The organism is Bacteroides clarus, assembly GCF_015555825.1.
GTDB classification, from domain to species: domain Bacteria; phylum Bacteroidota; class Bacteroidia; order Bacteroidales; family Bacteroidaceae; genus Bacteroides; species Bacteroides clarus.
In genome coordinates this window covers 600,986-616,005 of the sequence record NZ_JADNLF010000001.1, presented here as the reverse complement: position 1 = coordinate 616,005, position 15,020 = coordinate 600,986, and the positions used below count along the sequence as shown (strand labels likewise).

At 51.1% G+C, this 15,020-nt stretch carries 9 protein-coding genes; 3 read left to right on the top strand and 6 right to left on the bottom strand.

What is annotated here, in order from left to right; translation table 11 throughout:
* Positions 1-224 (top strand): hypothetical protein (locus I2F54_RS16155; RefSeq protein WP_338083435.1); only part of this gene is annotated, 224 nt, incomplete at its 5' end.
* 1,213 nt (positions 225-1,437) lie between these two features.
* Here I2F54_RS16155 and I2F54_RS02625 read toward each other — a convergent pair.
* Genes I2F54_RS02625 through I2F54_RS02615 form a run of 3 tightly spaced genes read right to left on the bottom strand, consistent with a single transcriptional unit; the run spans position 1,438 to position 7,175 of the window.
* Positions 1,438-2,817, bottom strand: a complete 1,380-nt coding sequence (locus I2F54_RS02625; RefSeq protein WP_195500446.1) for a TolC family protein — start codon at positions 2,815-2,817, stop codon at positions 1,438-1,440.
* Positions 2,818-2,836: 19 nt separating this feature from the next.
* Entirely contained in the window at positions 2,837-6,031 is a 3,195-nt protein-coding gene (locus I2F54_RS02620; RefSeq protein WP_195500445.1) for an efflux RND transporter permease subunit, read from the bottom strand.
* 4 nt (positions 6,032-6,035) lie between these two features.
* Positions 6,036-7,175 carry an efflux RND transporter periplasmic adaptor subunit gene (locus I2F54_RS02615; protein ID WP_195500444.1) on the bottom strand — a complete coding sequence of 380 codons (1,140 nt, stop codon included), beginning with the start codon at positions 7,173-7,175 and terminating at the stop codon, positions 6,036-6,038.
* Between the two features lie 182 nt (positions 7,176-7,357).
* Between I2F54_RS02615 and I2F54_RS02610 the strand changes: the two genes are divergently transcribed.
* Together I2F54_RS02610 and I2F54_RS02605 are read left to right on the top strand one after the other, a co-directional pair.
* Positions 7,358-8,194 carry a helix-turn-helix domain-containing protein gene (locus tag I2F54_RS02610; protein ID WP_039950826.1) on the top strand — a complete coding sequence of 279 codons (837 nt, stop codon included), beginning with the start codon at positions 7,358-7,360 and terminating at the stop codon, positions 8,192-8,194.
* Positions 8,195-8,280: 86 nt separating this feature from the next.
* Positions 8,281-10,671: a glycoside hydrolase family 20 protein gene (locus I2F54_RS02605; RefSeq protein WP_195500459.1), complete on the top strand. Its 2,391-nt coding sequence runs from the start codon at positions 8,281-8,283 to the stop codon at positions 10,669-10,671.
* A 403-nt stretch (positions 10,672-11,074) separates the two neighbouring features.
* Here I2F54_RS02605 and I2F54_RS02600 read toward each other — a convergent pair whose 3' ends face one another.
* Genes I2F54_RS02600 through I2F54_RS02590 form a run of 3 tightly spaced genes read right to left on the bottom strand, consistent with a single transcriptional unit; the run spans position 11,075 to position 14,916 of the window.
* The gene (locus I2F54_RS02600; RefSeq protein WP_087412054.1) at positions 11,075-12,583 is read right to left on the bottom strand and encodes an MBOAT family O-acyltransferase; all 1,509 of its coding nucleotides are present in this window, start codon (positions 12,581-12,583) and stop codon (positions 11,075-11,077) included.
* A 34-nt stretch (positions 12,584-12,617) separates the two neighbouring features.
* A complete protein-coding gene (locus I2F54_RS02595; RefSeq protein WP_195500443.1) occupies positions 12,618-13,556 on the bottom strand; it encodes an SGNH/GDSL hydrolase family protein in 939 nt (312 codons plus the stop codon).
* Positions 13,540-14,916 (bottom strand): SGNH/GDSL hydrolase family protein, encoded by a 1,377-nt coding sequence (locus I2F54_RS02590; protein WP_195500442.1) that lies wholly within the window; start codon positions 14,914-14,916, stop codon positions 13,540-13,542. The genes I2F54_RS02595 and I2F54_RS02590 overlap by 17 nt, the downstream gene beginning before the upstream one ends.
* Between the last annotated feature and the right edge of the window lie 104 nt (positions 14,917-15,020).

Here is a 15,020-nt window from a genome sequence, read left to right as displayed (position 1 = left end):
GTAAATCTGTTCAAAGATCGCTTCTTTTTGAAGAATGCTCCTTTTCAAAAGCGGATGCAAAGGTAAAAACTTTTAAGCATATCTTCCAAATGTTTTCGGAAGTTTTTTTTAAAATTCTTTTCTCATTCAAAACAACTCTCTTGCGAAAGGGAGAACTAAGAAAAGGTTGTCTTTACCGCCCGGCTTTAAAAAAAGTATTTCAATCAACGCTGCTTCCTTTTTGAAAGCGGGTGCAAAGGTAAGAACTTTATTTCATATCTTCCAAATGTTTTCGGAAGTTTTTTTCATTTTTCTTTTTAAAGGGGAAAGTTTCGAAAGAAACCAACCGGTTAAGGAAGAAAAAAGTAAGGGTTCTTACTCCGTTTCTGTCAGAATGTCAATCAAACGCTGCTCCCGTTCTCGAAAGCGGATGCAAAAGTAGAGCTTTTTAGAATACGCACCAAATATATCTTTCAATTTTTCCCAATATTTTTGAAACTTTTTCCTAACTCGCTGATTAGTAAATGTGTTATAGAACATAAAACAGAACAGGGAACAGGCTGATGAAAGAAAGGGACACATTATAATATATGCGCACGTACATGCGGGCACGTAGGCGGGCGCGTATACGATGGGGTACACCCTTAGAAATGCACGCTTTTCAATAAGCCTCAAATGGTTTATTGAGAAACAAGGAAGAACAGTTCTGAAATAGCGGAAAGGCAAACACCGATGTCAACGGGAGTAAGAAACAAAAATATAAAGAACTATTCGTACCACGGCAGTGGTACTTAATTACTTCACCTGTGTTCTTTGCATACAACAGCCGTGGTACGAAAAGAACACGGGCGGGGTAAGATTAGTTTGCCGCATATCCATCTCCTTCAAAGAACTGTATGGCATGTACAGTCAGGCATGGCCTTCCCTTGCTTAGAGCCGTGATGAGACTTGACCTATAAGCTCTATCAACAGACCAGTTCACTCGTGCGGCCGGACATCATTGGCCATGCAGGACGCCAATCACCATAAAACCGTCAGAGTCCATGCCTATACGCCAGTGGCCTGTATCAACGGCCGGGTGTTGTATAAGTTAAAGGGGAAACGGGTATTATGTTAAATGTTAACAGAAATATCACGCAGCTAAAGCATGTTATAAAAAGAAAGGATTGCTCCCAAAAGTTTGGAGAATACGGACAAAGAAGTATCTTTGCAGTGTGTTTTTCATAGTATTAGATTTAAGGTTAACAAAAAAAGATTGGCTGTCTGGGAGAGATAGCCTTTTTTTATGAGAAAAAGTCAAAGAAAGCAACAGAGGAAAAGCCGCAACAACAGAGTAGTAGTAGAAGAAAACAAACAAAAGCGGAAAAAACAAAAAGAACCCCTTCACTTCCGAGAGACCCGGAAAAGCGAAGGGGTGAGAGAATAAAAACGAGAGAGAGTATGTAAAACTACTATTGGTTAATCTCTTCCGCCGCCAAGCGCCTGATACAAATTAATAATTCCCTGTATTTCATCAAAGCGATCGGCTACCTGCGTCAGCTGCGCAGACAGCAAAGACTGCTGCGCGGTGAGAACTTCCAGATAAGTGGAAGTACCGTGCTGCATCAGAAGCTGTGTGCTACGAACGGCATTTTCCAAAGAAGTAATCTGTCCGGTACGCAACTCCGTCTTGCCGCGTGCGGTCTGCACCTGCGTAAGAGCGTTATTCACCTCACTGCCCGCATTGAGCAAAGCCTGCTGAAAGGCGAGCTTCGCCTCTTCCTGCTGGGCTTTGGCTATCTTCAGTTGTGCAATGTTCAAGCCTTTATTAAACAGAGGTTGCGTCAATGCCCCCACAGCGGAAAGCAACAACTTGCCGGGATTGATAATCATATTTCCGGCAGAGTTTGTCCAGCCTGCCGTACCGCTCAACGTGATGGACGGATAAAACGCAGAACGTGCCGCATTGGTACTGTAAAAGGCAGACGCCAAAGAAAGTTCCGCACTCTTTACGTCCGGACGACAGGAAAGGAGCTGCAAAGGCACCCCTACCGTCAAATCTTCGGGAAAGTCCTGCCCGGCAAGGTGACCGCGCTCTATCCCACCCGGCACTTCTCCAAGAAGAATGGAAAGACTGTTCTCCACTTCCTTAATCTGCTGCTTCAAGTCCAGCAAGGAAGCCTCAACCTGACGGCAGTTGGCTTCGGACTGGGAGACGGACGCTTCATTCGTCATACCGGCAGCCATCATGGCACGCATGGTACGTACGCTTTCGCGCCAGTTGACGGCGGTTTCCTCGGAAATACGGTATTGCTCGTCGAGCATCAGCAAGGTATAATAAAGATTGGCGACATTGGCTATCAGGGAAGTACTGACAGCTTGTTCGTACTCCAGGCTCTGAAGATAGAGAGCTTTGGAACGGCGTTTGGCATTCGTCAGCTTACCGAAAATGTCGATTTCCCAACTGGCGGAAGCGATACCGGTATAAGTCCATGAACCTTTCGACTTGTCGAAACTGCTGACACCGCCCTGGGGAGTGAGCATAAACGAGGGCAGATAAGCCAACTTCGCCGAAGAAAGAGTAGCCTCGGCTTCCTTGATACGCTGTTGGGCTGAAAGCAAATCGGTATTACTCTGCAAAGCGTGTTCGATGAGCGTCTGCAGATGTGAATCGGTGAACAACTCACGCCAGGACAAGGATGCGATAGAGGCAGTATCAACGGCAACGGCCTCTTCATTCAAATCCTGTCCGTATAGCCCGTCGGTATTGATATCGGAAGGGCGTTCATAGGTGGTATAGATACCGCAACTGCTCAGTAACAGGCAGGAGACGGATAAAGTTATGAGTTTTATCTTCATTGTTATGGTCTTAATATTATCATTTATGCGCATCTTCTATCTCGTGCTTGCTCACTTCCATTTCCTCCTCAATCTGCCAATCCTGCGTCTGTACGGCCTGTGCAGGACGGAGACGCTCTTGCAGCCATTGGAAGGTAACGAACAGGGCGGGAACAATAAAGAGCAATGCCAGCGTACCGATTACCATACCGCCCACAGCTCCCGTACCGAGCGAACGGTTACCGTTGGCACCCACACCGGTGGCCACCATCAGCGGCAGCAAACCGAATATCATGGTGAGCGCGGTCATGAGGATAGGACGCAAACGGGCTTTGGCGGCGCTGACAGCCGAAGCGATAAGCCCCATACCCGCCTTGCGGCGCTCGGCAGCATACTCCGTCAGCAAGATAGCGGTCTTGGCAAGCAAACCGATCAGCATAATCAAACCCGTCTGCAGGTAGATGTTATTCTCCAATCCCATCAGCTTGGCGAACATGAAGCTGCCCATCAAACCTACCGGAACGGCGAAGATTACGGCAAACGGCACGATAAAACTCTCGTAGAGCGCACTCAGAATGAGGTAAATCATCAGGATACAGATACCGAAGATGATAACCGTGGTGCCGCTCTGCTGGCTTTCCTCACGGGTGATGCCGCCAAAGTCGTAACCGTAACCTTTGGGAAGCGCCTCCGCCGCAGTCTCCTGTACGGCACGGATAGCGTCACCCGTACTGTATCCCTCGGCAGGCATGGCATTCACCGCAATGGAGTTGAACATATTGAAACGGCTCAACGACTCCGCGCCATACGAACGTGTCAGTGAAACGAACTGGCTCAAAGGCGCCATCTCGCCATTGGACATACGCACAAAAGCATTGTCGAGCGACGCCTCGTCCATACGGAATTTCGGGTCGGCCTGTATCATTACTTTGTACACCTTGGAGAAACGGTTAAAGTTGGATACATACTGCCCGCCATAGTAACCGGAGAGCGTAGCCAGCACCTGGTCGGGCGTAATGCCCGCACGCTTGCATTTGGAAGCGTCCACCTGCACCGTCCACTGCGGATAGCGCACATCGAACGTAGAGTAGGCCATGGAGATTTCGGGACGCTGGTTCAGCACGCCCAGATATTGCTGGGTGGTCCGGAAGAAGGTATTGATATCCCCCCCCTGCTTGTCTTGTATGTTCAGGTCGAGAGCGTTACCCATACCGTAGCCCGGAATCATACCCGGAGCAATGGCAAAAACGGTTGCATCCTTGATGTCCGCCGTACGGGCATAAATCTGGTTGATAACAGCCTGTACCTGGTCTTCATCGTCCGTACGCTCATCCCACGGCTTCAGCTTGAGGATAATCATACCGAAGGAGTTGCCCTGCCCGGACAACAGACCGTAACCCGCCACTTTCTGCAAGTGCAGTTTCTGCGGAATACCTTCCAAGCGTTGCTCGATACGGTCCATTATGTCGTTAGTGGTTTTCAGGGAACTGCCCGGCGCGGTGCTCACATTGACAAACAGCACTCCCTGGTCTTCATCGGGAACCAGACCCGTCTTGGTGGTATTCATCAGGAACACCAGCAATACAACGGAACATGCCAGCAGCGACCACGACAGCCAGCGGCGTTTGATGAACAGCAGCACAATCTTCTTATACTTCTCCACAAGAATATCGAACGCGGCATTGAACGCTTTACGGAAACGGGCGGCAAAATTCTGCTTCTGCGTACCGTCCTCGTTGATATACGGCTTCAGCAACAAAGCGCAAAGAGCCGGACTCAGGGTAAGGGCATTCACCGCCGAGATACCTACCGCCACCGCCATTGTCAAACCGAACTGCGTATAGAACGTACCGGACGTGCCGCCCATGAACGACACCGGAATAAATACGGCCATGAACACCAGAGAGGATGTGATAACGGCATTCGAGATACCTTTCATCGCATCGATACTTGCCATATAAGAGGACTTATACCCCACGTCGAAACGTGCCTGCACCGCCTCCACCACAACGATGGCATCGTCCACCACCGTACCGATAACCAGAACCAGCGCGAACAACGTAATCAGGTTGATGCTGAAACCCGCCACCGACATGAAAGCGAACGTGCCTATCAGCGACACGATGATACCCACCAACGGAATCAGCGTGGAACGGATGTCCTGCAAGAAAACATATACCACCAGAATAACCAGAAGAATAGCCTCAATCAACGTCTTTACCACCTCGTGAATGGACGCGAACAGGAAGTCGTTGCTGGACATCATCTGAGTAAGCTCCACCCCTTTCGGCAAATCCTTGCTCACTTCTTCCAACAGCTCGTCAATCTGCCTGTTTACCTCCGTCGCATTGGAACCCGCCGTCTGGAATATCATGCAAGAGATACCTGCATGACCGTCCATGGTACCTTTATAAGCATAACTATCCTTGCCCAGCTCCACGTCGGCAATATCTTTCAGCTTCAGCACCTCACCGTCTTCCGTAGAACGGATAACGATATCGCCAAACTCTTCGGGGGTGATGAGACGTCCCGTATATTTCATCGTGTATTGGTAGGTCTCGTCCGAATTCTCGCCGAACGAACCCGTGGCCGACTCGATATTCTGCTCCGCCAGTACCGCCGTCACATCCGAAGGTATCAGCTTGTACTGCGCCATGATATCGGGTTTCATCCAGATGCGCATACTGTAATCACCGCCCATAATCATCATATCGCCCACGCCGGAGATACGGAGAATCTGCGGTTTCAGGTTGATACTGATATAGTTGGCAAGGAAGTTCTCGTCGTAAGAGTCATCGGGGCTGTGCAGGGAGAACATCTGCAAGATACTGGTCTGCCGCTTGCTGGTGGTTACGCCCACCTGCGTTACTTCGGCGGGGAGCTGTCCCGTAGCCTTGGAAACACGGTTCTGCACGTTGACCGCCGCCATATCGGGGTCCGTACCTTGTTTGAAGTAAACGGTAATGGACACCGTACCCGCATTACTGGCGGTAGAAGTCATGTAAGTCATGTCTTCTACACCGTTTATAGCCTCTTCCAACGGAGCGATTACACTCTTCTGAAGAGTTTCGGCGCTCGCACCGTAGTAGGTGGTGCTCACCATGATGGTAGGCGGCGCAATATCCGGATATTGCTCCACAGGGAGCGTAAACAAACCGATGATGCCCAGAATGACAATCGTGATGGAAATGACCGCCGAAAGAACCGGGCGTTCTATAAATGTTCTAAGATTCATAAGATTATCCCTCCTTTACCTGTTGATTATCCGATGCCGGCTTAGCCACGACAGGCGTACCCTCGCGCAACAGTCCCACACCTTCGACGACAATCACGTCGCCTACCTGCAAACCGTTCTCTACGATATATTCCTGCCCGCCGTTGACGCGCGTCACCTGTACGGGAGCGGACTGCGCCTTGCCGTCCACAACCTTGTAGACGAACACCTTATCCTGCAGTTCGTAGGTGGCCGCCTGCGGAATAACGATGCAGTCCTCTTTCTTTAGGGGAACAATGACATTACCCGAACCGCCGCTCGTAAGCAATCCGTCCTTATTGGGAAAGACGGCGCGCAGGCTTACCGTACCCGTGGAAGTGTCGATTACACCGCTTATCGTTTCTATCTTTCCTTCCTGAGGATAGGTGGAACGGTCGTTCAGTTGCAGGCTGACGGCAGGCATCTCCGCCAAAGCCTTGTCTTTGGAACCGTACCGGCGGGTAAGTTCCAGCATCTGGTTCTCCGTCATGGAGAAGTAAACGTACATATCGGAATTGTCCGAAACGGTTGTCAGCGGCTTCGGCATACCGGAGCTGACCAGCGTTCCCACCCGATAGGGCAATGTGCCGACCACCCCGTCGGCAGGACTTTTCACCTCTGTATACGAAAGGTTGTTGGCGGCGTTTATCCGCTGGGCTTCCGCCTGCGCCAACTGCGCTTTGGCACTCAGCAAACTGTTATGGGATGTCTTCAAATCGAACTCGGAAACAACTTTCTGGGCATAGAGTTCCCGCTTGCTGTCGTATGTCAGTTGGGAAGTCGCCACACCGGCCTTTGCCGCCTCCACATTAGCCTCGGCAGTACGCAGAGCCGCTATATACGGCACTTGGTCGATGATAAACAATATCTGTCCCTTGCGCACAGCCTGCCCTTCTTCCACACAAAGCCGGGTGAGCGTTCCCGACACCTGCGGGTAAATGTCGATGTCCTGTCGTCCGCGGATAGCCGCCGAATAAGTTGTTTGCAATTCTTTGTCGGATATAGTGATATCCATCACCTGATATTCCGACCGGGTTTGTACGGCAGGAGCGTTGCCGCAGGCTGCCAATGTTGCACTGCAGATGACGGTTATCATCTGTTTCATCATACTCTTTTTTGTTGTCATACTCTTTTTATCTTAAAAGTGATTTACTGATAACTTTGAAAGTCGGGGGCAAAGGTATGCCGTTTCTGAACAAAAACTCAGTTCATAGGACGTACGCGATTGTTCAAATTCGGAACAGACTATTTAATAAACCAAAAAGAACCGGTACATTTGCCGACGTAAATCAACGACTATCAGAAAAGATGAATCCACTATTGACAACCCAAGCAGAACCGTTCAGAGCCGGAACGGACAATCTGGAGTTTTTTTACAAACGTCTCATCAAATTGCCCAATGGAGCGCTTATGTTTTGCATCAGCGGAGAGGCGGATATCACGATTGATTTGGAACGCTACCACATCGTTCCCAATACAAACATAATGATATTACCCAACTCCATCTTCTCCCTCACATCGGCGAGTAAGGACTTCCGGATACACTATTTTGCCTATTCGGACGAGATGTTCAAGGCTGCCTGCTTCCGCCTCGACCCGCCGTTTATCCACTTTCTGAAGGAGAATGCCTGCTATACTCATACGGAAAAAGAAGCCTTGCGTTCCATAACGGGACTTATTGAAGCCAGTAATGCAATTTACAAAGATTCCGCCAACCGTTTTCAACAAACCATCGCCCAAAACCTGCTCCAGATATTCTTTTTGGATACGTACGACAAGGTGCAACGGCTCTTTACACAGGAACAGATAGAGGGAAGCAACCGGAAAGATGAATTGTTCAAAAAGTTCATTAATCTGGTACATACGCATTGCGTCACCCAGAGGGACGTCGCGTTTTATGCCGAACAACTCTGCATATCCACCCGGTATCTCTCCGCCATCACCAAAGAAATGGGAAAGACAACCGCCAAAGAAATCATAGACGACTTTCTTATACTGGAGCTCAAAGTGGCTTTGCAGTCCACCGGACTGTCGCTGAAAGAGATAGCTGAAAAATACCGTTTCCCCGACCAGTCATTCTTCGGGCGATTCTTCAAGAAACACACAGGCATGTCGCCCAAGGCGTTCCGGGCCAAAAAGGCATGATGAAGAAAAGCGTGGCTGAGTTCCGTCCATAAGTGTTTTTTTCCATATATTTGTGGGAAACTTATTAAAAACCAATCAAATCTATGATGACAAAACTTAACCACGTACTCCTTGCAGGCGTCGTAGCCCTGGCATGCACTTCGTGCCGGGCGGAGAAAGAAGCCGATTACCAAGTAATTCCTCTCCCCCAAGAGGTCAGTCTGACACAGGAAAAGCCGTTCCTATTAAGCAAAAGCGTTTCCATCACCTACCCCGAAGGCAATGCCTTGCTGAAACGCAATGCGGAATTTCTGTCCGGATACATCCGTCAATCCACCGGATATGCGCCCCGGGTAAAAGCCTTGAAAGAGGGCGAAACGGTGAAGAACGCGATCGGCTTAGGCCTCGACGCGGACATTGCCGACAAAGAAGGCTATACGCTGACAACAACTTCCGAAGGCATCCGAATCAACGGCCGGACAGAGAACGGCGTATTCTACGGCTGCCAGACATTACGGAAATCCATCCCCGCCGCAGCGCAGGGAGCCGATATCTCGATACCGGCAGGCAACATCAAAGACGAACCCCGCTTTGCATACCGCGGCATGCATCTCGACGTATGCCGGCACTTCTTCCCTCTCGAATTCGTAAAAGAGTATATCGACCTGCTGGCGCTGCACAACATGAATACCTTCCACTGGCACCTGACGGACGACCAGGGCTGGCGAATCGAAATAAAGAAATATCCGAAGCTGACGGAAATCGGCTCCATGCGCAACCGCACCGTCATCGGCAAAGCAAGAAGCGGGGAATACGACAACACCCCGTACGGCGGCTTCTATACGCAGGAACAAGCCAAAGAGATTGTGAAGTACGCGCAAGAGCGTTACATCACCGTGATTCCCGAAGTAGACCTGCCCGGACACATGCTTGCCGCCTTAGCCGCCTACCCCGATATGGGATGTACGGGCGGACCGTACGAAGTATCTCCCGACTGGGGCATCTTTGAGGATGTATTATGCATCGGCAACGAAAAGACCATGCAGTTCCTCGAAGACGTAATGGCGGAAATCACCGAAATATTCCCTTCCAGGTTTGTACATATCGGCGGCGACGAAGCTCCCCGTTCCCGCTGGGCGAAGTGTCCCAAATGTCAGGCGCGCATCCAAGCGGAAGGCTTGAAAGCGGACAAACGGCATACGGCCGAAGACCGCCTGCAAAGCTACTGCATGACACGTATCGAAAAGTTCCTCAACAGCAAAGGACGGCAGATTATCGGCTGGGATGAGATTCTGGAAGGTGACGTGGCGCCGAACGCCACCGTTATGTCCTGGCGCGGCACATCCGGCGGCATCAAAGCCGCCCGGTTGGGACACGACGTGATTATGACGCCCAACGTATATTGCTACTTCGACTATTTCCAAACCGCCGATACCAAAGACGAACCCCTCGGCATAGGAGGTTACGTACCGGTGGAGAAAGTGTACAGCCTCGACCCTACCGCCTCGCTCACCGACGAACAGACCAAGCATATCCTCGGCGCACAGGCCAACCTGTGGACGGAATACATCGCCACAACGGAGCATGTAGAGTATATGGTACTGCCGCGTATGGCCGCCCTTGCCGAAGTGCAGTGGACGCAGCCCGAAAAGAAAGATTACGCCGACTTCACCAAACGCCTGCCTCGCCTCATGGAGCTATATCAACGGGACGGCATGAACTACGCCAAGCATATATTCGACATCCAGGCCGAATTCACCACGACCCAAGAGGAAACCGAAGAGGGTAACGGAGCCGTGGTGACCACATTGCACACCATCGACAATGCCCCCGTCTACTATACTTTGGACGGCACCGAACCCACCACAGCCTCGCAGCGGTACAACGGAACCGGAATAGTGACCCGGCAATCCGCCGACCTGCGTGCCGTCGCCATCCGTCCCGAAGGGAGAAGCAAGGTGATAGCAAGAAGCATCGATTTCAATAAAGCCACTTTCCGGCCGATTGAGTTAACAGGCACGCAGCCCGCTCCGAAATATGCCTTTAAGGGTGCCGCCACTCTGGTAGACGGCATGAGCGGCAACGACAACTATGCCACGGGCGACTGGATTGGCTTTATAGACGGAGATGTGACAGCCGTCATCGACCTCGGCTCACCGACCGGAAATGCAACTGCCGGGAACACTGCCGGATTACCGGAAATAAAACGTGTCGCTACCCATGCCGTAGTAGATATGAGCGCCTGGATTGCAGGATGTACGGGGTTGACGGTATCAGTGTCGGACGATAATAAGAGTTTCCGTGAAGTGGCAAGCAAAGACTTCCCGGCCGAAACGGACAGCCGCAAGAAAGCGGTGGAGAGCTACGGGATTACCTTTGAACCCGTAAAAGCACGCTATGTCAAGGTACTGATTAAGCGTACGCCCGCCCTGCCCAAAGGACATCCGGGAGAAGGGAGAATACCGTTCCTGTTCATTGATGAAATCGTAGTGGAATAAGAGGAAGGCATCCAAATAGTTTCTCAATAATGAGAATCGGAAGTTAATAATGGAGTAACCTAAGGCTGAAAGCCTTTTATCATATAGCCCGGGGTAACACCCCGGGTATATGAATACCATTAATATTGCGCCCTGTAAGGGCAAAAGGCTAATATTCAATGATTCTGCCCTTACAGGGCGCAGAATACCGGGAACATTTATACCCGGGGTGTTACCCCGGGCTATATGATAAAAGCCTTTCAGGCTTAGGTTTTGTCAGGTCGGATGAATCATCAAATCTGCTTAATTAACCAATCTGATGAGTTACCCTATCAGATGAATTTTCAAATCAGACTTCTGAGAAAACCTGACAAAAAGAATCAAAACAGTTACTCAAGTAAGCGGGTTTTAGTTTCTGCACTTCTCAGAACTGGAAGTAAATGAACGGTTGTATCTCCGAACTCTTCATCTGAATAACCAGATAGACCATGGCAACCAGCAGCAACGCCTTCCCTACCAACGGCAGACGAACCACCGCCTTGCTGCAAGCATGCTCCCAACTGTCCGGAACGAAATGCAGGAAGAAACCGAGCCCCATCAAGGCAAACACTTCCCAATACCCCTCCACCAGCTGCGGGAAAAGTCCGGGACGGAAAGTAGTGAATATCTGCCTCAGCATATCCAGCGAAGTGGAGAAATCGGCATTGCGGAAGAATATCCAACAGAAGCAAACGAAGTGGAACGTGATAACGATGCCAAAGAAACGGCGGATGCCATGACTGCGTTCGCCTTTCTTCCTGCCGGTAATGCCCATCCAGAACTTATGGGCTGCCAAAGCAACGCCATGCAACATGCCCCAAAAGACGAAATTCCAGGAAGCCCCATGCCACAAACCGCCCAGAAACATGGTGATAATAAGGTTGGCGTACTGGCGTATCTTACCTTTACGGTTGCCGCCCAAAGAGATATAGAGATAATCGCGCAGCCAACTGGAAAGCGAAATATGCCAACGACGCCAAAACTCTGTAATGGATGCCGACTTATAAGGCGAATCGAAGTTCATATTAAAATGGAAGCCCAGCAGCAAGGCAATGCCGATAGCCATATCGCTGTACCCGGAGAAATCGCAATAGATTTGGAGCGCATAGCCGTAAACGCCCATAAGGTTTTCCACGCCCGAATACAAAGTCGGATTATCGAAGATGCGCTCCACAAAGTTGATGCTGATATAGTCCGAGATAACCGCTTTCTTGAACAGTCCGCTTACAATCAAGAAGACGCCCCTGCCGAACATCTCTCCGGAGACGAACAGCGGACGGCGGATTTGCGGGATAAAGTCGCGTGCGCGCACAATAGGCCCTGCCACCAACTGCGGGAAGAAAGATACGTAGAACGCATAGTCCAGCAGATTGGTGAGGGGCGTTATCTCCTTGCGATACACATCAATCGTGTAACTCAGCGACTGGAAAGTGAAGAATGATATGCCCACGGGAAGGAATATGTCCATGGCGGTAAACGTGCCGCCCGTCAGCGAAGCAAAGAAGTCGCCCAGGAAATTCGTATATTTAAAGTAGCACAGCAATCCCAGGTTGATTGTCAAACTAAGGAAAACCCATGTTTTACGCAGCCAACGCGCAGTGGCATGCGCCATAAGGCGGGCTATGAGGAAGTCGCTCACCGTAACGATGGCGAGCAGAAAGAAATACGTACCGCTGCTTTTATAATAGAAGTAGTAAGAAAACAGGGTTACGAACATCAGGCGGGCGGTGGTACGACGCTGCAAAAGCAGGTAGAACACGATAAAGGCGGCAAACAGCCACAGGAAAATGCCGCTGCTGAATATCATCGGCGCGTGCGGGTCGTACACGAGCAAGTCGTGCAGGCGGGTAAGGTCTATATTCAGTTTGTTCGGAAGTTCGCTAATATTCCACATCGGTCGGTTTACGGCTTAATGAGTTAAAATACATTCACTGGCTGCAATAGTCATTATACGCTTTCAGCAAGGCGCGATAGAACATTTCGCCCTGCAATACATACCCTTCCGGGAGATAATGCACATGGTCGGGACGCATCAGTCCCGCTTCCCGCCAATTGAGGCAGGCCCGGCGGACACCGCCGAAAGCCTCGTACATATCCCACACGGCCAGTCCGTTGGCATCGGCAAAGCGGCGGATGGTCTGCACGGCAACAGAGGTGCGGGGATTAATCTTATAAGTACGCCTGCGACGTCGCTGACGGAAACTCTCGTACGAACCGGGCGGAGTAGTCATCAGCATCGGGATGCCGGGCAGCCTGTCACGAAGCATGCGCACCAGTTCGTCCATCTGCCGGTAGTGCAGCATGGAGTTGTATCGCCGGTTGTGGCTCTCGTTCGTTCCAAAGGAGAGAATGACGAGGTCGGGACGCAGCGCGGCGATATCCGCCACACGCTCCGGACGGGTAAAGGTTACGCAAAAGGCGCCGTTTATTCCCACGTCCGTATAAGACAGTGCGCCGAATGTTTGCTGAAGCCGCCCGCCCGTGGTTTCGGGAAAGATATGGCCGCGGACATGGCTGTCGCCCACATGTACAATACGTATCGTATCGGTAGCGATGCCCAGACGGAGCATGCGCAACTTCTCCCAAAAGGGTTTCAGAATGCCGACACTGTCTATCAGCTCGTTCCCGCCCAGTTGCCGAAAGGCTGCGGGCAGGGCGATGAGAGGAACGGGCAGGGTATCCGTACGCTGTCTGCAGACCATAAGCGTGTCGCAATCAAACGCCGTTTCCTGAAGCCGGGGACAACCCGGAAGCGCATCTTGGGCACAGGCTCGCCGCAGCGGCAAAAAAAGCAAAGTCAACACCACGCAGCAAACAGCAAATCGTAAGTCGCCCGATCGTAAATACCTTTTATGGTTCCGCTTCATAGGCACGCCTCCTGTCGTATTGTTCTTTACCGTAAATCAACGCCTCATAAAGCAATTCGGCCAGATGCCTGCCGCCACGGAAGTTGATATGCGTATAATCATAATTGGCCAAAGAGGGCTTGGCATGTACCATATCCGCCATACTGCCCTCGCCGCCCATCGCCTCGAACATATTCCAGAAGGCCACTCCGCTGTCGGCGGCCAGGTTCTGCTGGTAACGGACTAAGTTCTTGATACCGGGCATGGTGCGCAGGTCGCCTTCTTCGGTTTTATACTCGCGGTCACCCACGCTGACGATGAGGATACCCGCTTGCGGAAAAGCGTTCTTCAGGTGGGCAATGGTGGTTGCCATGCCGTCGCGGTAGCGGTCGTAGTTCCGTCCGCGTTCCGTTGCGACATTCAGTCCGTACTGAAGGATTATCAAATCATAAGGACGCTGCTCGTTGAATTCGCGCATCATCCATACGGGTACGGAGCGCAAAGACAGGCCGGAGCTGCCGCGGAGCGAGAAGTTATCCACAATAATTCCTTGCGTGCCGTCCATGGCCAGTCCGTAGAATAAGGTGGAATCGGCGCTTTCCACTTTCCAGCGTACAGAACCGATGTGTCCCGTCACATCCATTTCACGGAGTTCGCCCGTGGGCGGGAATGTTTCGGTCTGCGGCTCTCCCTTGTTGACGGACGCCGAGAGGGTGACTTCGCCTTTATTATAAAAGAAGATGGAAGCGTGTTCGCAGGTATCGAGCCGGGATGCGTAGTTCTTCTGTCCGCGAAGTTCCACGTAGGCGCCGGGATGCGGAATGAAATAGTGTCCCGAAATGCCCTGTTTACTACGGTCGAAGAATACGGAATCCATGACGGAATGGCTCTGCCAGCCGCTGAAGTTGTGCCGCACCGTGGGACGGTAGCCGCTGGTCATGGAAGTAATCGTGACGAAGCCTACCCCGCATCCGCCATAACGTTCCTGCAACATGGCGCGCAGGTCGGCCGTAAGGATATCCGCCTCGATGAAAGAATCTCCGAAGTAGGCGACGCGTACCAGGCGGGGATGGGTCGCCAACTCGTCCAACGCACGATAAAAAGGTGTCATGCCGCGCAGGGTGGAGTCACTGTAATCTTCAATGTAGGTCATGCCGCCTCGACAGGTGTCTACAAAGGCCGGCTTCACTGTCGGGGGTGGCGGCAGCAGACTGTCGGGCTCGCTCACGACTTCCGGCACGGGACGCACATCGCCAAGTATGTCTACCCGCCTCAACACATAACGCCCTATCGTGGCTCCCGGCAACAGGCTCATCAGCAAAAGCAAGGCCACCACAATAAGCATCAACCAACCTGTATGTTTCAAAACGCTCTTTTCCATAACCAATCCGGGCGCAAAGATAGAGAATCGGATGAAAATAAATATCTTCCCGCAAAAAAGAATTATCCTCACGGGAAATATCTTTTTCCCATGAGGATAACTGC

Excerpts from the sequence above, each read along its gene's own strand:
- I2F54_RS02590 (WP_195500442.1), bottom strand. The coding sequence starts at position 14,916 with ATGGAAAAGAGCGTTTTGAAACATACAGGTTGGTTGATGCTTATTGTG.
- I2F54_RS02605 (WP_195500459.1), top strand. The coding sequence starts at position 8,281 with ATGACAAAACTTAACCACGTACTCCTTGCAGGCGTCGTAGCCCTGGCA.
- I2F54_RS02610 (WP_039950826.1), top strand. The coding sequence starts at position 7,358 with ATGAATCCACTATTGACAACCCAAGCAGAACCGTTCAGAGCCGGAACG.
- I2F54_RS02595 (WP_195500443.1), bottom strand. The coding sequence starts at position 13,556 with ATGAAGCGGAACCATAAAAGGTATTTACGATCGGGCGACTTACGATTT.
- I2F54_RS02625 (WP_195500446.1), bottom strand. The coding sequence starts at position 2,817 with ATGAAGATAAAACTCATAACTTTATCCGTCTCCTGCCTGTTACTGAGC.
- I2F54_RS02620 (WP_195500445.1), bottom strand. The coding sequence starts at position 6,031 with ATGAATCTTAGAACATTTATAGAACGCCCGGTTCTTTCGGCGGTCATT.
- I2F54_RS02600 (WP_087412054.1), bottom strand. The coding sequence starts at position 12,583 with ATGTGGAATATTAGCGAACTTCCGAACAAACTGAATATAGACCTTACC.
- I2F54_RS02615 (WP_195500444.1), bottom strand. The coding sequence starts at position 7,175 with ATGACAACAAAAAAGAGTATGATGAAACAGATGATAACCGTCATCTGC.